Below are 19,206 nucleotides of genomic sequence, written 5' to 3' on the forward strand. Positions count from 1 at the left end.
CCATGAAACTGCATCTGAAGGGCGGCCGCGTCATCGACCCCGCCACCCGCACCGACCGGGTACAAGACGTATTCATTGCGGACGGCAACATTGCCGGCTTGGCGAGCGCGCCGGATGGCTTCACCGCCGACCGTACGATCGATGTGTCGCGCCTCGTCGTGGCGCCGGGGCTGGTGGATCTGGCGGCGCGCAAGTTGACGGCGGCGAGCGAAGCGGCGGCGGCGCTGGCTGGTGGCGTGACGCGTGCCGTATGCCCGCCGGATGCCGATCCCGTGCTCGATGCGCCCGATCTGGTCGAAATGCTGCAACTTCGCGCTCGGGCGATGCACCAAGCACAGGTGCATCCCCTCGGCGCACTCACCGTCGGACTCGCTGGCCGAGAACTCACCGAAATGGCCCAGTTGAGTGCCGCGGGTTGTATCGGTTTGTCGCAGGCCAATGCGCCCATCGCGGACAACCGCACGCTGCTGCGCGCGCTGCAATATGCGGGCACCTTCGGGTTGACCGTCTGGCTACGCCCGCAGGACGCTGCACTTGCCGCCGGGGGCGTGGCTGCCAGCGGGGCAGTGGCGTCACGTCTGGGGCTGGCCGGTATCCCGGTGGCCGCCGAGACGATCGCGCTGCACACCATCCTCGAACTGGTGCGTGTCACGGGCACACGGGTGCACCTGTGCCGCCTGTCGTCGGCCGCGGGCGTTGCGCTGGTACGTGCAGCCAAGGCCGAGGGCTTGCCCGTGACGTGTGACGTCGCGGCACATCACCTCCATCTCACCGACATGGACATCGGTTACTTTGATGCCCAGTACCGGCTCGACCCGCCGTTGCGCGGCCAGCGCGATCGCGAAGTGATTCGCGACGCGGCCCGCGACGGGACGATCGATGCCATTTGTTCCGACCACACGCCGCTCGCCGCAGATGCCCGGCTCGTGCCGTTTGCCGAGGCAGCCCCCGGTGCGACGGGGCTGGAGCTGCTGTTGTCGCTGGTATTGAAGTGGGCCGAGGAGGCCCGGGTGCCGCTGATCGACGCGTTGGCGCGCGTCACCCACGGGCCCGCACAGCATCTGGACGGCCTGAGCCATCCGGCCCGGCCCGGCGGAACGAGCGGAACGAGCGGTAAGGCGGCCGGTGCAGGTATGCTTGCCGTTGGCCTGCCGGCCGATCTCTGCGTGTTCGAACCTTCCGCCTATTGGACAGTGTCGCCGGGGCTGCTGCGCAGTGCGGGACACAACACCCCGTTCCTCGGTTACGAATTGCCGGGACGCGTACGTTTCACACTGGTCGGCGGCCATGTGGCGTATGAAATCCTTGCCGTTTAGGACGCGATTGCCGTGCTGTTGATCAAAAAACTCCGTCTGGGCCTGCACCTCGCGCGCGGCCTGCTGACCGCGCTGCTGCTGTTCCCGTTCCTGTCGGAAGCGGGCCGGCATCGCCGCATTCGCGCATGGTCGCAAAAGCTGTTGCGACTGTGCGGCATGCAACTCGAAGTCGAACAGCGCGGGCCGCTCCCGGAGAGCGGCGTGATGCTGTTGTGCAATCACGTCTCGTGGATCGACATCTTCGCGATCAACGCGTGGCAGCCGGTGCGTTTCGTCGCGAAAGCCGAGATCCGTCACTGGCCGCTGGTGGGCTGGCTGTGCGTGCAGACGCGCACGATCTTTTTGCAACGTGAACGCCGTGCCGACGCGCGCCGCATCATGCATTACCTGTCGGAATGTTTGCGCGACGGCGACATCATCACGGTGTTTCCGGAAGGCACGACCACGGACGGACGAAGCCTTCTGCCGTTCCACGCCAATCTGTTGCAAGCCCCTGTCAGCACCGGCAAGCCCGTGCAGCCGCTGTGCTTGTTCTACACCGATGCCGCCAGCGGGCGTCACACGATGGCACCGGCGTACATCGGCGAGATGACGCTGATCGAGTCCATCGACATGATTCTGCGGGCGCCGCCGATGACGGTGCGTCTGGCGGTCGGTGAGCCGCAGTATCCGCAGGAAGGGCAGCATCGACGCGAAGTCGCACTCGCCGCACAGAAGGCAGTGGGCGATCAGTTGCAGGGCTACTTGCCGGAAGCGGTGCTGCCGCAGAGCGGCTCGGTGGGGTCGCGTGACGCCGCTGTGGGCGATGAAGAGGGCGACACCACGCAGGCCGTGCAGGTCTGAGCAGGTGTGAGCAGGTGTGATGCTGGACTGAATCCAGCATTGCAAAATGAAAACGGCGCCGCATTCACGGCGCCGTTCTTGTCTCGACGATGACCTGATGTGTCTTAAGCGTCCTAGGCGTCGTAGGTGTCCTACGCGACGGTAGACGGCAACGCGGTCAAGCTTCCTTGCGCTTGGCCGCTTTCTCAGGCTTGTCGTTCTTCTCCAGCTTCTCTGCCTTCGAATGCTTCGCCGCGCTCTTGCCGATCTTCTCGAGCTTGCGCACGGACTTGCCAAGCTTTTCTTCCTTCGCGGCCTTGAACGCATCTTCGGCCTTCTCGGCCTTCTTGATCTTGCCGCGCTTCTTGCCATCGCCCGATCCGAACGGATCACGCACCTGCGGGCAGTCGATCTGAATCAGGTCGCGTTGTGCCGGCGAGTCGGCCAGTTTCACGGCCGTCAGTTGCCCGCCCCACACGCAGCCGGTGTCGAGGCCGAGCACATGCTCACGCATCACCAGACCGAGCGCCGACCAGTGACCGAACACGACGGTGATGTCGGCGGTACGTCGATTCGGCGCGTCGAACCACGGCTTGAGGTCGTCCGTAGCGGCGTCGGCACCTTCCTTGAGCTTGAAATCGATGCGGCCGTCGGCGGTGCAAAAGCGCAGCCGCGTGAGCGCATTGATCGTGAGGCGTCGACGGTCCTCGTCGGCCAGCCCTTCGCGCCACTGATCCGGTTGATTGCCGAACATGCGCGAGAGAAACGTCTGCCAGTCCGGGCCACGCAGTTGGCTTTCGACGTCGCGCGCCAGCGTGATGACCTGCTCGGCGTCCCACTGCGGCAACACACCCGCGTGCACCATCAGGTGGCCGTGGGCGAAGTGCGCGAGCGGACGATGGCGCACCCAGTCGATGAGCGCGTCGCGATCGGGAGCGTTGAGAATATCGTCGAGCGTATCGCTGCCGTGCGCCTGCCGCACCCCGGCGGCCACCGCCAGCAGGTGCAGGTCGTGGTTGCCGAGGACGACACTTACGCGATCGCCGAGGGCGATGACCTGACGGAGCGTGTCGAGCGAACGGGGGCCGCGATTGATGAGATCGCCCGCCAGCCATAGGTCGGCGTCTTGCGGCAGAAGGGCAAGAAGTTCTTCAAACGACGTTTGGCAACCCTGAAGGTCGCCGATGGCATAGATGTCACGCATCGCGGTGGCGCTGTCTTGTCTTGTTGTCCCGAACAGGGGGATTCCGTGTGCCGCGGCCGCGCACTTCAGTGTCGTACTAAAGTGCGTCGCCCCCCGTGGTCTTTCATTTTTTGTAGATCAGCCAGCGGGGTGCCTTGAAGCGGACGATGCGCAGGTACAGCCAGACATACGTCACCATGAAGGCGACGCAGCATAGTGCGAGCACCAGACTGTGTCGCCAGAAGACAGTCGCCGGGATCACTGCCAGCAAGCATAACAGCCACAGGTACGGGGACGTCAAGGAATTGCGTTGCGTGAGGGCACTCGCAGTGCGCACGCCGACGGCCCAGCGCATCAGCCGTTTGTACACGAGCATGTGCAGGTGCACGCCATCGGGAATGCCGGGCGAGATGCCGCGCACGAAGCGCTTGCGATAGATCGAGAAACAGACCTCGAAAGCCGGATAGATCACCATGAGTGCCGGATACCACGGCGAGACCTGCGGGTTGCGCATCACGAGCAGGATGGCAATTTCGGCGAGCATGAAGCCGACGAAATAGGCGCCGCCATCGCCAAGGAAGATCAGGCCGCCGGGGAAGTTGAAGATAAAGAATCCCAAGATGGCCCCAACCATGATCATCGAGGTGGTGAGCACGATGGGGTCCTGCACCTGAAACCCGACATACCCGAGCGAGGCGAACATGATCATGGCGACCATGGCGGCAAGCCCGTTGAAGCCGTCGATGATGTTGACCGCATTGGCCATGCCGGCCACACACAGCACCGTGAGGGGCACCGACACGGCGGCAAGCAACAGCGCACGATCGGCAAAACCGATGTCGATGCGCGTGATGCGGATGTCGAGCAGCAGCCAGGCGAGCACGGCTGCGAACATGGTGCAGACCAGCCGCACCGTCGGCGTGACCTTCTTGGTCAGGTCTTCGACAAAGCCACCGAGAAACGCAGGCAGGCCGCAGGCCACGAGCATCAGAATGTCGCGCGCGACGTTCGGGTAGGGGAAGGCGAGAGCAGTAGCGGCGACGATCAGGCCGGCCAGAATGCCAACACCACCGATGCGCGGCACCGGGCGCACATGAAATTTCTGCACACCGACGACATCGCTGTCACCGGAAAAGCGGGCGTGAACATGCGCGTAGCGCACGATAAGCAGCGTCGCGACGAACGACACGACGAGAGCGATGGCAAGACTCAGCATGATGCAGCCCGATGGCCCGCGACGGGGCCATCAAAGAGTGAAGCGGACAATCAGGATTTCTTTTTCTTGACGATCAACCAGCGCGGCGAGCGGAATCGCACGATGCGGCGATACAGCCACGTGTAGGTCACGATGAACGCCAGACAGCACGCGACGAGAATGCCTGTGTGGCGCCAGAAGATCGTGGCGGGAATGACCGCGAGCAGGCAAAGCACCCACAGGTACGGCGACGTCAGCGAGTTACGGCGCGTGAGTTGCGCCGCGACCCGCGAGCCGACTGCCCAGCGCAGAATGCGCTTGTAAATGAGCATGTGCAGGTGCACGCCATCGGGCATGCTGGGCGAAACGCCACGGATAAAACGGCGGCGATAAATCGAGAAGCACACCTCGAAGATCGGATAGATCAGCATGAGCGCCGGATACCACGGCGACACGGCCGGGTTGCGCATGACCAGCAGAATGGCCAGTTCAGCCAGCATGAAGCCGACAAAATAGGCCCCGCCGTCGCCGAGGAAGATCAGGCCGTTCGGGTAATTGAAGATGAAGAAGCCCAGCACGGCCCCGATCATGATCATCGACGTGGCCAGCACGATGTAGTCGCCCACCTGAAAAGCGACATAGCCGAGCGACGCGAACATGAAGATGCTCACCATCGCCGCCAGACCATTGAAGCCATCGATGATGTTCACCGCATTCGTCATGGCGGCGGTGCAGATGACCGTCAGCACGACTGAAATGACGGGGATCGTCAGCAGATGATCGACGGGCGCGATGCCGATGCGATTGATGTGAATGCCGAGCACCAGATAGGCGACGAACGCCGAGATCATGGCGCACAGCAGACGCATGCGCGGCGACACCCGCTTGGTGATGTCTTCGATGAAACCACCGAGGAACACCGGGGCGGCGCAGGCGGCCAGAAGAAGAATCTCTTCCAATGGGCCATCGTAGTGGAACTTCGCAAACGTACCGGCAGCAAGCAGGCCGAGCATGATGCCCAGCCCGCCGATGCGTGGCACGGGATGCGCATGGACCTTCTGGACGCCCTTCGTGTCGCTGTCGCTCGAAAAGTGCGCGTGCACGTGGGCATAACGCACGATCAGCAGCGTGGTGACAAACGAGACTACGAGGGCCAATGTCAGGTTCAGCATAGTGCGGACAAGTCGTTGAGCGCGTTGTTAGTTCTTATGTGCGACCGGTGTCAGCTTATTGCGCTGAATCGGATGAGAGCCGGGTGCGAGTGGGGCTCCCATCGATCTCGCCGAGGATTCTGAAATACTCTGCGATCACCAGACCTTCGTCGAAATTTTGCGCTACTTTAGCACGCCCGGCCCGCCCAACCGCCTGCAACTCGGGCAGTGGCATGCCAGAAGTTGCCGCCATTTGCGTTGCCAGTGCCTTGGCATCCTGAACCGGCACGACCCATCCGGTGACACCATGGTCGACCACTTCCCGGCATCCCTGAACGTCGGTTGTGATCACCGGGCGCGCCATCGCCCCCGCTTCGAGCAGCGTCCGGGACAAGCCTTCGCGATACGACGGCAGCACTATGCAGTGCGCTTGTGCGATCGCGGGGCGCACCTCCTGCGTGACCCCCAGATACTCGACCAGCCCCTCCCGTTCCCACTCGGCAATCTGATCGCGGGAGATGGCCGTGGGGTTTTCCACATCGGCCGGGCCCAGCAACTGGCACTTTACGTGCGGGGCCGACGACTTGAGCGCGCGGGCCGCCTCGATGAACTCCAGCACCCCCTTGTCGCGCAACATGCGGGCGATCAGCAGGAACCGGAACGAACCGTTGTCGGCCGGCCACGGTGCGCTGGCAAAGTGATCGAGATTCACCCCTTCACCGGGCAGAAGCCGGGCCTTGCGCAGGTCGACGAGTCCGCCACCGACCATGGCGTCGAAATCCGATTCGTTCAGGAACCAGTTCTCCCGCGTATGGCGAAACGCGTGGCGGTAGAGCAGGCGCACGATCCGGGTCAGGAACGACCGGTTGATGAAGACCGTGCCCATGCCCGTGGTGATCGACACCGAAGGAATACGCGCCCAGTGCGCGGCCATGGCGCCGTAGATATTGGGCTTGATCGTGTAGTGAAAGCACACGGCGGGGCGAACGCTGCGGTAAAGGCGGAACAGCCGCCGGGCGAGCGCGAGATCGTCCAGCGGATTCTTGCCCTTCGATGCCATTGGCATGAGGTGAACAACGCACCCCATCGCGCGCAGGAGCGGCGAATAGTCGTCATCCGGGGCGACCACATGCACCGGGTAGCCATCGGCCAGCAGGGCGCGGATCGGGCCGCCGCGGAAGTTGTGGATCGACCAGAACGAATTGGAGCAGAACAGAACGGGTGGGCGCATGGGCGATCAGTGAGTTGAAGCAGGCCGTGCGGCGAGCTGCGCGTAGGCATCGAGCCAGCGCGCCACGACGGCGTCGAGCGAGTAATGAGTGACGATGCGCTCGCGGTTGGCGGCCCCGATCGCATCGCGTGCGCCGGCGCTCAGGCGCAGCAAGCGGAGCAGGGCATCGCCCAGCGCGCGGGCATCGCCGACCGGTACGAGGACGTTGCCGCCGCCAGCGCCGAGCAGTTCGCGTACCCCGCCGCAGTCGGTCGACACCACCGGCAGGCCGCTCGCCATGGCTTCGCCGACCACCAGCGGCAGGCCTTCCCATGCCGACGACATGGCGTAGACGTCGGCGGCGCGCAGCCATTGTGCGACGTCGTCGCGACGGCCCAGCAGTGTAACGGCGTGCGACAGGTTCCGCGTCTCGATCTGTGCCTGCAACGCGGCACGCAGCGGACCGTCGCCGGCGATATAGAGCCGGGCATCCGGCATGTCGGCGAGCACCCGTTCGAAGGCGGCGAACAGCGTCGGGTAATCCTTCGCGTCGACCAGACGGCCGGCAGCGAAGACGACGGGTGGCGCGGTCGGAGCGGGCGAACGGGCATCTGCTGACAGCAAACGTTCACGCAGGGTGGGGCGGTCGGCCGGATTGGGGCGGTAACGCTGGGTGTCGATACCGTTGGGCATGCTGACGATGCGCGCGGCGGGGGCGGCGTGTTGGGCCACGAACGCGGCGACGGCGTCGTCGCTGACGTTGGTCGTCAGGTCGGTAAGGCGGTCGGTGAGCCGGTACGCAAGCATGCGCAGCTTGCCGCCTTCATTGCGACTGTGCGCGCTGGTCACCAGCACCGGCATCGGCGCAAACAGCCGCGCAACGCGGGCCAGCAAGTTCGCATGCACCATGTGGGCATGGACGACATCGGGCCGCAGGCGCCGGATATGCGAGGCCAACGTTGCCACGGCCGCAGCCAGCGACCACGGCGTCTTGGCGGCGCGTAATTCGATCAGGGAGAAGCGTGGGGAGTCCGGCAGCCGGACAGCGCACTCGCCGGTCAACGAGATCATGACGACGTTGTGCCCGCGCGCGAGAAAGCCACGGGCAAGATCGGCGACCTGCGTTTCCGCGCCGCCCAACTGCAAGCCGGTCACGAACAGTACGATTTTCATGATGCCTCCCCCGAGGCCGTCGTCGCGTGCGGCCACGGCGACCACAACCCCTCCCAGCGCGCCGCGATGGTATCGGGCAGATACGCCTGAGCGTGCACGTAGCCGGCCGCACCCAGCCGCAGGCGCAGCGGCGCATCGTCGATCAGGCGGCGCAGTGCGATGGCAAGCGCGGCGATGTCGCCATCGGTGGCGATCAGACTATCGATCCCGTCATGCAGCAGTGCCCGGGGCCCGGCGTCGGCGGCAAAGCCCGCGATGGGCAGCGCAAACGCCTGCGCTTCGAGCAGCACCAGCCCGAAACTCTCGCGTCGCGACGGCAGGCAATAGATGGCGGCTTCGGCGTAATGCCGGGCAATCTCGGCCACCGCAGGCAGCAACTGCACGCTGTCGCCGACACCGCGCGCGTTAGCCTGAGCGAGAAGCGTGTCGCGCAATGCGCCATCGCCCACGATGCGGACCTGCCAGCCGGGGACTTCCGCCGCAATCTTCGCCCACGCGTCGATCAGCCGGTCGAATCCCTTTTCGGGCACCAACCGCCCGACAGCGAGAATGCGACGTGCGCCGTCGTGCGAGGGCGCATCGGCAGGGGCGGCGATGCCCAGCGGATTGGGCAGCGTGACGAACTGCGCTCGCGCGTGAGGGTGGTGCGCTTGCCAAGCATCGCGATCCGCATCGGTGAGAACGACAACGGCGTCGTAGCGGCGTGCCGCCAGACTTCGCGCCCAACGGCGCGCGCGACGGCCAAGGTCGCTGGCATACGTGCTGTGCTCCCACGCGATACGGCGCAACGACAGGCCGAACGTGGCAGGGAGCGTGTAGAGCGCGAGCATCGGGTCGACGTCGATCATTACGTCGATACCGTGTTCTTGCACGTATCGCCGAACGTTTCGAACGATCGACAGATAGTGATGCTTGAACGCCACCCGTTCGGCAAATAATGCGTGATGCTGAACGTCGGAGGCCAACGAAAAGACAGGCGTATGGCCCCACAGCGAAAGCACATGGACGCGGTGGCCGCGTGCGGCAAGCGCATTGGCCAGCGTGGCGGTCGCCCGCTCGGCACCGGCGAAGGCGGCCAATGTGCCGGTGAACAGGCAGATCGTCTGGGGCGAGCGGATGGGCGTGGAGGTCGTCATCGCGTCAGTCCCGTCGCAGCAGCCAGATGCCGAGGCCGAGGGCGGCGGCGTAGCCCGCGCCATACCCCAGTGCTCCCGCCAATGCCCCGATTTGCGGAGCGAGCGTGCGCACCACGGCGAACGCGATCACTGCCGCGAACAGCCACTTGGCGATCACCCAGCGCCCGGCGCCGCGCCGCACCAGCGTCAGATTGAGGGCGGCGTCGGCAAACACCAGAATGCCCATCAGGGCCGACACGCGCAGAATCTGCGCCGACTCCGCAAACCCGGCGCCGTAGATCAAATGCACGATCCAAGGGGCGAGCAGGGCGATGGGGATGGCCAGACTGGCACCGGCCGCGACCATCAGCCACATGGCACGCACGGTATTGCGGCGCGCGTGCAGGTTGTCGTTCGCCTGAAAGATCAATTGCGGCGCCAGCGAATTCGCGATGATCGGCGCGACGAGTACGAAGTTCTCCGTAATTTGCATGGCGGCCGCATAAGCGCCGAGTTCGGCGAGCGGAATGATCGGCTTGAGTACGAGCTGGTCGATACGCTTGAAGAGCATCATCAGCATCAGTCCGCCCCAGAACGTCATGCCGTTCGTGAGCAATTCTCGCAGCAGTTCGGGGCGCCAGACCACGCGGGTCGACGGCGAATGCCGGAAGTAATAACGGGCGAGCAGCGCGGCGGCGACCGCGGCTTCCACAGCGTAGACGATGGCGAACGCGACGATGCCCGCATGGGTGACGAACAACACGGCCACCAGCGCGAGCTTGGCGCCGAGCGCGCACAAGTTGGCCGTCACGCTGGGGCGGTTGAACGTGCGTGCCTGCAACCACGCGATGACGATGCCCACCGGTTCGCGGAACCACAACGCCACGCCGAGCCAGAGGGCGGCGGCCATCAGTTCCGAGTCGGCAAACGCGATCACATAGATCGCCAGCGCCGCGTAGGCCACGGCGGCGGCGCCGAGACGCAGCATGAAGGCGTGGGCGATGACCGTGCGCTGCTCCGCTTCGGGCTTGCCTACGAGGCGCGGCACGACCACTTCACTGCCGCACAACAGCGTGAGCGAGGCGGCCAGAAACACCAACGATTGCGCGTATTGAAACAGGCCGAACTGGGCGGCACCGAGACTACGGGCGAGCAGGCCGGAGACCACGATGCCGCCGACGATTTGCGCGCCGCGCTCGGTCAGCATCCAGAGGATATTGCGAATGATGGTCCGGTAGGGCATGTAGGCGGGCGCGGGGCTCACTCGATCTCAAAATAAGCAAAACCGGCCTGGGGAGGCCGGTGCTGGGGGACTTCACTGGCTTGTCATCGTGAGCCGGTACGGTTCGCAGGGCGATTGTAGGCACTCGCTGACAAGGGTTTCGCGGCGTGCCGCAGTGCGGCGAAGTCCCGTATAATTTTAGCGTAATGCAGCCGTTACCGGCCTGCCTTCGTGGCGGGCCTTTCTTGATACGGCAGCATGGCCGCATGCTCTGACATGCCGCTTCGCGTATCCGCATCAGGTACTAATTTCCCCCTCGTTTCCGAGAGACCCTTTTCCATGACGCAAACCACGCAAGTTTCGCCTGCGATTTTCAAGGCATACGACATTCGCGGCATCGTCGGCAAGACCCTCGATGCCAACGTCGCGCACCTGATCGGTCGCGCTTTCGGCACGGCGCTGCGTCGCGAAGGCGGCAATGCCGTCGTGGTCGGCCGTGATGGCCGTCTGTCCGGCCCCGAGTTGGTCGGCGCACTCTCCGACGGCCTGCGCGCCGCCGGCGTCGACGTGGTCGACATCGGCGTCGTTGTCACCCCGATGGTCTATTTCGCCACCAACGTGACCCTGCACGGACGCGTCGTCGATTCCGGCATCATGGTCACGGGCAGCCATAACCCGCCCGACTACAACGGCTTCAAGATGGTGCTGCGTGGCCGCGCCATTTACGGCGATGCCATTCAGGGTCTGGCGAAGCTCATCGAGCAGCAGGATTTCGAGACCGGTCAGGGCACCTACACGGCCGACGAAATCGGCGAGTCGTATCGTTCGCGCATCTCGAACGACGTGCATCTGGCGCGTCCGATGAAGATTGCCGTCGACTGCGGCAACGGTGTGGCCGGCGCTTATGCTCCGGCGCTGTTCCATGCGCTCGGTTGCGACGTGATCGAGCTGTTCTGCGATGTCGACGGCACGTTCCCGAACCATCATCCGGACCCGGCGCACCCCGAGAACCTTCAGGACCTGATCCGCACGCTCCAGACCACCGATGCCGAAATCGGCCTCGCCTTCGATGGCGACGGCGACCGTCTGGGGGTTGTGACCAAAGACGGCCAGATCATCTACCCGGACCGTCAGCTCATGTTGTTCGCGGCCGACGTGCTGAGCCGCAACCCGGGCGAGAAGATCATTTACGACGTCAAATGCACGCGTAATCTCGCCAGCTGGGTGCGTGAGCACGGTGGCGAGCCGGTCATGTGGAATACGGGCCATTCGCTGGTCAAGGCCAAGCTCAAGGAGACCGGCGCCCCGTTGGCTGGTGAGATGAGCGGTCACGTGTTCTTCAAGGACCGTTGGTACGGTTTCGACGACGGCCTGTACACCGGCGCGCGCCTGCTCGAGATTCTCTCGAAGTCGGCCGATCCGAGCGCGGTGCTAAATGCGCTGCCGAACTCGATCTCCACGCCCGAGTTGCAGATTCCGCTGGCCGAAGGCGAGAACTTCGCGCTGATCGACAAGCTGCGCGAGACCGCGAAGTTCGATGGCTCGCAGGAAATCATCAAGATCGACGGCGTGCGTGTCGAGTATCCGGATGGCTTCGGGCTGGCGCGCTCGTCCAACACCACGCCGGTCGTCGTGCTGCGTTTCGAAGCCGACAGCGAGGCTGCCATCAAGCGTATTCAGGACGACTTCCGCAGCGCCATTCTGGCGGTCAAGCCGGACGCCAAGCTGCCGTTCTAAGCGTGGATTGAGGGCATTTCGGGCCTGACGTTCGCCATCCACTGGTGTCGTCGGGCCCGAACTGTCACCGAAGCCATGATTGGCGGGCTGGGACAGAGTAAAATCGCGTTTTTGCTCACGAGGCCCGGCCGAACCGCCGGAGCGTTCGGTTGCAGGTTCTGATCGTCAAAGTCTCGTCGCTCGGCGACGTCGTCCATAACATGCCCGTGGTGCAGGACATCCTGCGTCACCATCCCGACGCCCAGATCGACTGGGTCGTGGAAGAGGGCTTCGTCGACCTCGTCAAACTCGTGCGCGGTGTGCGCCGGGTCATCCCCTTTGCGCTGCGCCGCTGGCGCAAGAAGCCGCTCGCTGCCCAGACGTGGCAGGAGATCGGCACGTTCCGCCGTGCCCTGCGCGAAACCCCCTACGACTACGTGATCGACACGCAGGGTCTGGTCAAGACCGGCTGGATCGCGCGCACGGCGCGTGGTGCCGTGTGGGGGCTGGGCAATCGCACCGAAGGCGCCAGCTACGAATGGCCCGTGCGGCTGCTCTACCAGCACATGGTGCAGATCGAACCGCACACCCATGTCGTGACGCGCTCGCGCCTGCTGGTGGCCGGGGCGATGGGTTTCGAGGTGCCGGGGGATATCGACTTCGGCATTGCGACCGAGCGTGCCGATCACAGCCAGTGCCCGGACCGTCCGTATGCCGTGTTCGTGCATGCCACCTCGCGTGACGACAAGACGTGGCCCGAGGCCGACTGGATTGCGCTGGGCCGCGATCTGGCCGCGCAGGGCCTGCTGATCGTGTTGCCGTGGGGCAGTGCGGCCGAACGTGAGGTGTCCGAGCGTTTGGGCGCGGCACTGGGTGACAGCGCATGGGTCCCGCCGAAGATGAACCTGTCGCAGGTGGTCGGGCTGATCGATCGCGGCGCGCTTACCGTCGGGGTCGATACCGGTTTGGTACATATTGCCGCAGCGCTGAACCGTCCGACCATCGAGTTATACAATTTCAGCACTGCGTGGCGCACCGGCGGATTCTGGTCGCCGCACATCGTCAATCTCGGCGACGCCGAGCACAAACCCACGCTCGCGCAGGTGCGCGACACCGTGCGCGCGTTCGCACCGTTGCTGCCGGCAGCCTCGCCGCCGGCGCATGGGTTGCCCGGCAACGTCGCCGCCTCCGGGGAGGACCGAAACGCATGAGCCAAACGAATTCAACCAGTGCTGCCAATACTACGAGCACGGCGAACACTGCGAACGAGGGCAGCCAGATCGTCACCGTCGAATCCGGCAACTGGCAGGGCGGCGAGTTGTCGCTGCCACGCGAGCGGTTGGTGGCCGATGTCGAGGCCGGCAAGGTGCTGTATTTCCCGCATCTGGCCTTTGCGATCGGCGCGGACGAAAAGCGTCTGCTGGACCCGGCGATTGCCGATCCTAAGCGCAAGAACATCAGCCTCGATCCGAAAACCGACGTCCTCGTGGGCGTGGCGTCCGACGACGCCACCCAGCGCGCAGTGCATGCACTCGTCAAACGCTACTATGCGCAGGCGAGCAGCCTGATCGACGGTTTGTTGCCCGAGTACCGGGGCAAGCTGCGTGCGGCGCCGACGAGCTTGCGTCTGCATCAGGTCGAGACGCGCCAGACCTCGTGGCGCAAGGACGACAGCCGTCTGCACGTCGATGCGTTCCCGTCGCGGCCCAACTATGGCGAGCGCATCCTGCGCGTGTTCACCAACATCAACCCGGCGGGCCAGCCGCGCGTGTGGCGGGTGGGTGAGCCATTCGAAGACGTGGCCAAGCGTTTCCTGCCGAAAGTGCCGACCCAGTGGCCGGGCTCCGCGTGGTTGCAAAACGCGGTGGGCATTACCAAGCGTCCGCGCAGTGGTTACGACCACATCATGCTGAATCTGCACGACGGCATGAAGGCCGACATGACTTACCAGAGCGAAGCCGGTCAGCAGACCATGCCGTTCCCGCCGGGGAGCGTGTGGATCTGTTTTTCCGACCAGACCTCGCATGCCGTGATGTCCGGGCAGTTCATGATGGAGCAGACCTTCTTCCTGCCTGCCGACGCGATGGTGCACCCCGAGTGCTCGCCGCTGGCGGTCTTGCAACGTCTCACGCACCGGGCGCTCATCTGATGTTCTTGCGTCTCGTCTATGGTGCGTTGTGGTGGATCGTAGCGCCGCTCGCGGTGATTCGCCTGTGGTGGCGCGGCCGGTTCGAACCGGGCTATCGCCGTCACATTGGTGAGCGTTTCGGTTTCTACGATGCGGCGCCGTACACCGGCCGCCCGCTCATCTGGGTGCATGCCGTCTCCGTTGGCGAGACGCGTGCCGCACAGCCGCTCATCGAGGCTTTGCTCGAACAATATCCGTCGCACGGCATCTTGCTCACGCACATGACGCCCACCGGCCGTGCCACGGGCGAAAGCCTGTTCGGCGATCGCGTGTTGCGTTGTTATCTGCCGTACGACATGGTCGGACCGATCCGGCGTTTCCTGAAGCAGTGGCGCCCGAGTGTCGGTGTGGTGATGGAGACCGAAGTCTGGCCGAACCTGATCTTCACGTGCCGCGAACAGAGTGTGCCGCTGGTGCTCGTCAATGCGCGCATGTCTGCGCGTTCATTCAAGCGGGCGGCCAAGTTTGGCGAAGCGGCCCGGCCGGTGTTCGGTGGTTTCACGCGCGTGCTTGCGCAGAGCGATGCCGACGCCGAGCGCTTGCGCATGTTGGGTGCGCATGACGTCGACGTGCTGGGCAATCTCAAGTTCGACATGACGGCACCGCCCGCACTCGTTGCGCTGGGCAAAGTGTGGCGCGAGCGTTTCGGCAATCGGAAAGTGTGGCTGGCCGCCAGCACACGCGATGGTGAGGAAGCGCAGGTATTGCAGGCGAGGGCCATGTTGGCGGCAGCGTCGGACGAAGGGCGCCGTGCGTTGTTGGTACTGGTGCCGAGGCATCCGCAGCGATTCGACGAAGTCGCGGCGATGTTGGAGAAGTTCAGACTCAACTACGTGCGTCGCAGCGCCTGGCCTGACGATGGCACGTTGTTACCTGCCGACGTCGAAGTGGTCTTGGGCGACTCGATGGGCGAGATGCCGGCGTATTTTTCGGCGGCGGACATCGCCTTCATCGGTGGAAGTTTGCTGCCGTTGGGTGGCCAGAATCTGATTGAAGCGTGTGCCGCGGGCACCCCGGTGATCTTTGGTCCGCACATGTTCAACTTCACGCAGGCGAGCGAAAACGCGTTGGCGGCGGGTGCTGCGCGACGGGTGAGCGATGCGGGCGAGTTGGCGGCGTCGTTGGCGGACTTGTTGGTTAACGACGATCGTCGATTGGCGATGCGTACGGCGGCGACGTTATTTGCCAAGCAGCATCAGGGCGCGACCCGGCGCACCGTGGGCGCACTGGGCCGTTGGCTGGGCGAAGAAACGACGGTAGAGCAAGTCGTGAAAGCCGCACCGAGCGCGACTTGAGCTGATCGGTTTCGTGGGCGGACAGGCGATGTGGGAGGGGATGGATCGGGGCCCCTTCCCGAGGCGAGTTGAACTTGTCTGAGCAGCGGGAAGGGGCCCCGGTCCGTCCCGGAGGACAGACTGGGCGCACCCATCAGCCTTAGCGCCTTAGCGTCGCAATGGCGCCGTAGTCCCCGGCCGCACACCTTTTTCGGGCAACCCCGCCCCAGCGTTCTTCGGCGCGGCTTCGCGAACACCAGCCATCGCGGCTGACGCGTCAGGATTTTCCGTCAGCAGCGCGTTGAGCAGTTGCAGATCCGTATCGACCAGCGTAGCCGCGCTGGCCTTCAACTGAAGGCTTGAGAGCAGCGTGCTGTAGCGTGCCTTGGCGAGATCGCGGCGTGTCGTGAAGAGTTTGTCTTCCGCGTTGAGCACGTCGGCGTTGATGCGGATGCCGACCTGATAGCCCAGCTTGTTCGACGCGACCGACGATTGCGCCGATTGCTCTGCGGCTTCAAGCGCTTTCACCTGAGCCAGTCCGCTGGAAACCCCGAGATATGAGGTACGCGCACTCAGCACGGCGAGCCGGCGTGCGTCGTCGAGATCGCTCATCGCCTTGTCTTCCAGCGCGAGTGTCTGGCGGAGTTTGCTCTGCACCGAGCCGCCCGAGAAGATCGGAATGCTGATCTGAATACCGATCTGTCCGGCCGAGCTGGGCCCTGAGCCTTGGCTGGTCGGACTCGACATCGCCGACGACAGCAGGCTGTTCGCGTTACCGACGTTCGAGTGCGCCCCACTGGCGATCAGATCGATCGAAGGCATATAGCCCGACTTCGCTTTCGACGTTTCGCGTCGCGCCGTCTCCAGCGTCAGTGTTTGCAACTGCACGCCGTAGTTCGCTTGTTCCGCTTGTGCGACCCAGTCCGCCACATTGTTCGGCTGCGGCGAAGGCAGCGTCGAGCCAGCGCGCAGCGTCGCGAGCGAGCCGACCGGGTGGCCGACGATGCGCGCAAATGCAGCGCGGCGCACATCGAGCGTATTCTGCGCGGCAATTTCCTGCGCCGTGGCCTGATCGAAACTGGCCTGCGCTTCATTCGCGTCGACGATCGTCGCGTTCCCGACTTCGAAATTGCGCTTCGCGGCGGCGAGTTGTTCGGCAATCGCCTGCTTGTGCGTACCGGCCAGCGCGAGGTCGTCCTGCGCCGCGAGCACATCGAAATAGGCCCCGGCCACACGCAGAATCAGATCCTGCTCCGCTTGCGCGAACGAGGCTTCGGCGGCGGCGACCGTCAGCTTGCCTTGCTGATACGTCTGCCAGCTATCCCAATGGAAGATCGGTTGCGTGAGCGCGAGGCTGTAACCGCCGCTGCCGAACGTGTTCGAAATATTGCCCGAGCCGTAGTGCGTATTCACGCTGCTCCAGCGCGCGGTCACTTGCGGCAGCAGGGCGGCGCGGGCTTGCGGAAGGGCTTCGACATTCGCGAGATAGGCCGAGCGGGCGCTGGCGATCAGCGCGTCGCGGGTCTGGGCTTCCCCATAAAGCTGGAGAAGATCGGTAGCACCGGCGGGCGCTGCGAGCGCGAAGCACATCGTCGCGAGGACGACGGGCATCGCAGACGCTGCGCGCAGGGCAGGCGCACGCTTGGCCGCGCGCGGGAGCGCGGCGAGCCTCGAGGGGCGCATGGCCCTGACTCAGTAAGTCGGCATCGACGGGTCGACCTGGCGAGCCCAGGCATCGATACCACCGTCGAGATTGAAAAGCTGGGTAAAACCTTGTTGTTCCAGAAACATCGCTGCACGGGCGCTGCGCATGCCGTGATGGCAAATGCACACGATGGGCGCGTCGGCGTCGAGTTCGTTCAGGCGGGCAGGCACGTCGCCGAGCGGCACGTTCTTGCTCTGCGCAATGTGGCAGGTCTGCACTTCCCAATCCTCACGCACATCCAGAAGCGTGGGTTGGCCGCGGTCCCCATCCGCCAGCCACTGGGCTAATTGCGCCGGTGTAATGTTTTGCATGATCAACGTGTGTCGTATAGATGGCGGCCAGTCCTCGTTCATCCCCCGTGGGACTGGTCCGCACACGGCAATCCGGGCGCACCGCCGTCAGCTGGCGGCGGTACACACCCGGGCGCCGGGCTCAGAACTTGAAGCTCGACGGTTGCGGCGCGACCAGATAGGCCACTTGCGTCTCGAACAGGTTTTCGGTGCGGTACTCGTTTTCCGACAGGCGCGTGATCAGTTGCGCTTCCATCACCGGCGAGCCGCCCACGAAGGCTGCCAGACGGCCGCCCACCTTGAGCTGTGCGAGGAAGGCCTGCGGCAGTTCTGCCAGCGCGCCCGAGATCGCGATCACGTCGTACGGGGCGGCGGCGCTCCAGCCTTGCGCGCCGTCGGCGTTCACGACTTCCACGTTCGTCACGCCGTTCGCGCGCAGCGTCTGCTGGGCGGTCTGGGCGAGGTAGGCGTCGAATTCCACCGTGGTCACGTGATGCGCGTTATACGCGAGCAGCGCGGCCATATAGCCCGAACCCGTACCGATTTCCAGCACGTTCTCGTTCTTCTTCGGCGCGAGCGCTTGCAGAATGCGCGCTTCGACACGCGGTTCCAGCATGAACTGGCTGTCGTTGCTGATCGCGGCGCCCTTGAGCGGGATCTTGACGTCGGTGAAAGCGAGGTTGCGGTAGGGCGCCGGCACGAAGTCTTCGCGCTTGACCACCGTCAACAGATTGAGCACCTGCTGATCGAGCACATCCCAAGGGCGGATCTGCTGCTCGATCATGTTAAAGCGGGCCTGTTCGTAATTCATTTCGATTACCGTGGGATTGTAGGCAAACACAACCGCGCATTTTACCAGTTCCGGGCGACGGTCATGATGACGCGTGAACTTATGGGGTGGGAAGGGTCACCCGATGCAGATATGCCGCACACATCGTGGCGATCTGATCGGCAATGTGCGCGGCGAGCTGGCCGCAGGTCGTGCCCGCCGGCGTGCGGTTCTCCAGAATCGCTTTGATCGGCCCCGTCATCGAATTCAGAAACACGAATGCGACCGTGCTCGTATCGTCGAAACGCCCGTCCTGCGCGGTATCCAGCATGGCGACGACCGCCGCATGCATGCGCTGGCTCGCCCCCGCAAACACCTCCCGGCCATCCAGATCTTCCGACAGACGATAGAGCGCCTGCGCCTCCTCGATATCCGTCATCTTCGCGCCGACGTACGCGTCGGCCAGCGCCCGGGCCATCGCCTCGAGCGGCAGACCGTGCGAATCGAGACACGTCTTTTCCACCGTGCAGACGATGCGATCGATATGCCGCTCCAGCACGGCATAAAGCAGCACCTGTTTGTTCTGAAAATATTGATAGAGGGTGCCGACCGACACCCCGGCGCGCTCCGCCACCCGGGTGGTGGTGAGCTGGCGCCCGCCATCGAGCAGCAAAACCTGAAGGGCGGCCTCGAAAATCGCGTCGATCGTGACACGCGAACGGGCCTGCTGCGGCGATTTACGGGGCCCTGAGGCCCCTCGGATGTCCGGTTTCATATGCGAATAGAAAATCTGAAGGATTCTTCATAAACTCGATGCTAACAAATTTGCGCGGCTTTGCATGCAGTTCAGCGCAGAACAACAGGCATGACGACGGGA

17 protein-coding genes are annotated in these 19,206 nt (G+C 64.3%); 6 read left to right on the forward strand and 11 right to left on the reverse strand.

From position 1 onward, the window contains the following. The first annotated feature begins 2 nt into the window (after positions 1-2). On the forward strand, positions 3-1,316 hold the full coding sequence (locus PIN31009_RS23360) for a dihydroorotase (protein WP_150791704.1): 1,314 nt from the start codon (positions 3-5) through the stop codon (positions 1,314-1,316). A gap of 12 nt (positions 1,317-1,328) precedes the next feature. Further along, positions 1,329-2,159 (forward strand): lysophospholipid acyltransferase family protein, encoded by an 831-nt coding sequence (locus tag PIN31009_RS23365; protein WP_150791705.1) that lies wholly within the window; start codon positions 1,329-1,331, stop codon positions 2,157-2,159. Between the two features lie 157 nt (positions 2,160-2,316). Here the strand turns inward: PIN31009_RS23365 and PIN31009_RS23370 are convergent, their stop codons facing one another. The 7 genes from PIN31009_RS23370 to PIN31009_RS23400 all read right to left on the reverse strand — a co-directional run bounded on the left by PIN31009_RS23370 (position 2,317) and on the right by PIN31009_RS23400 (position 10,429). After that, positions 2,317-3,342: a symmetrical bis(5'-nucleosyl)-tetraphosphatase gene (locus tag PIN31009_RS23370; RefSeq protein WP_150686254.1), complete on the reverse strand. Its 1,026-nt coding sequence runs from the start codon at positions 3,340-3,342 to the stop codon at positions 2,317-2,319. 103 nt (positions 3,343-3,445) lie between these two features. After that, positions 3,446-4,537, reverse strand: a complete 1,092-nt coding sequence (locus tag PIN31009_RS23375) for an MraY family glycosyltransferase (RefSeq protein WP_150791706.1) — start codon at positions 4,535-4,537, stop codon at positions 3,446-3,448. Between the two features lie 50 nt (positions 4,538-4,587). Beyond that, positions 4,588-5,688, reverse strand: a complete 1,101-nt coding sequence (locus PIN31009_RS23380; RefSeq protein ID WP_150686256.1) for an MraY family glycosyltransferase — start codon at positions 5,686-5,688, stop codon at positions 4,588-4,590. 55 nt (positions 5,689-5,743) lie between these two features. Continuing rightward, on the reverse strand, positions 5,744-6,898 hold the full coding sequence (locus PIN31009_RS23385) for a glycosyltransferase family 4 protein (protein WP_150686257.1): 1,155 nt from the start codon (positions 6,896-6,898) through the stop codon (positions 5,744-5,746). 6 nt (positions 6,899-6,904) lie between these two features. Beyond that, the gene (locus PIN31009_RS23390) at positions 6,905-8,050 is read right to left on the reverse strand and encodes a glycosyltransferase (protein WP_150791707.1); all 1,146 of its coding nucleotides are present in this window, start codon (positions 8,048-8,050) and stop codon (positions 6,905-6,907) included. Beyond that, positions 8,047-9,186, reverse strand: coding sequence for a glycosyltransferase family 4 protein (locus PIN31009_RS23395; RefSeq protein ID WP_150791708.1), 1,140 nt, complete (start codon positions 9,184-9,186; stop codon positions 8,047-8,049). The genes PIN31009_RS23390 and PIN31009_RS23395 overlap by 4 nt, the downstream gene beginning before the upstream one ends. Before the next feature lie 4 nt (positions 9,187-9,190). Next, positions 9,191-10,429, reverse strand: a complete 1,239-nt coding sequence (locus tag PIN31009_RS23400) for an oligosaccharide flippase family protein (protein ID WP_150791709.1) — start codon at positions 10,427-10,429, stop codon at positions 9,191-9,193. A 297-nt stretch (positions 10,430-10,726) separates the two neighbouring features. Here PIN31009_RS23400 and PIN31009_RS23405 point away from each other — a divergent pair, with 297 nt between their 5' ends. From PIN31009_RS23405 to waaA, 4 genes are all read left to right on the forward strand, one after another. Continuing rightward, on the forward strand, positions 10,727-12,124 hold the full coding sequence (locus PIN31009_RS23405; RefSeq protein ID WP_087686468.1) for a phosphomannomutase/phosphoglucomutase: 1,398 nt from the start codon (positions 10,727-10,729) through the stop codon (positions 12,122-12,124). Between the two features lie 200 nt (positions 12,125-12,324). Then, positions 12,325-13,314, forward strand: a complete 990-nt coding sequence (gene waaC / locus PIN31009_RS23410; RefSeq protein WP_246185826.1) for a lipopolysaccharide heptosyltransferase I — start codon at positions 12,325-12,327, stop codon at positions 13,312-13,314. Next, entirely contained in the window at positions 13,311-14,252 is a 942-nt protein-coding gene (gene kdoO, locus PIN31009_RS23415; RefSeq protein ID WP_246185821.1) for a Kdo hydroxylase KdoO, read from the forward strand. The genes waaC and kdoO overlap by 4 nt, the downstream gene beginning before the upstream one ends. Further along, on the forward strand, positions 14,252-15,586 hold the full coding sequence (gene waaA / locus PIN31009_RS23420) for a lipid IV(A) 3-deoxy-D-manno-octulosonic acid transferase (protein WP_150791710.1): 1,335 nt from the start codon (positions 14,252-14,254) through the stop codon (positions 15,584-15,586). Before kdoO ends, waaA begins: the two co-directional genes overlap by 1 nt. 147 nt (positions 15,587-15,733) lie before the next feature. Here waaA and PIN31009_RS23425 read toward each other — a convergent pair whose 3' ends face one another. The 4 genes from PIN31009_RS23425 to PIN31009_RS23440 all read right to left on the reverse strand — a co-directional run bounded on the left by PIN31009_RS23425 (position 15,734) and on the right by PIN31009_RS23440 (position 19,104). Beyond that, positions 15,734-17,248: a TolC family outer membrane protein gene (locus PIN31009_RS23425; protein ID WP_150791711.1), complete on the reverse strand. Its 1,515-nt coding sequence runs from the start codon at positions 17,246-17,248 to the stop codon at positions 15,734-15,736. A gap of 9 nt (positions 17,249-17,257) precedes the next feature. Continuing rightward, complete coding sequence (locus PIN31009_RS23430) at positions 17,258-17,581, reverse strand: rhodanese-like domain-containing protein (protein WP_058376053.1); 324 nt, start codon at positions 17,579-17,581, stop codon at positions 17,258-17,260. 121 nt (positions 17,582-17,702) lie between these two features. Beyond that, a complete protein-coding gene (locus PIN31009_RS23435) occupies positions 17,703-18,371 on the reverse strand; it encodes a protein-L-isoaspartate O-methyltransferase family protein (protein WP_058379901.1) in 669 nt (222 codons plus the stop codon). 79 nt (positions 18,372-18,450) lie between these two features. After that, positions 18,451-19,104, reverse strand: a complete 654-nt coding sequence (locus PIN31009_RS23440) for a TetR/AcrR family transcriptional regulator (RefSeq protein ID WP_087686471.1) — start codon at positions 19,102-19,104, stop codon at positions 18,451-18,453. Positions 19,105-19,206 lie beyond the last annotated feature (102 nt).

It is taken from the genome of Pandoraea iniqua, assembly GCF_902459685.1.
GTDB classification, from domain to species: Bacteria; Pseudomonadota; Gammaproteobacteria; order Burkholderiales; family Burkholderiaceae; genus Pandoraea; species Pandoraea iniqua.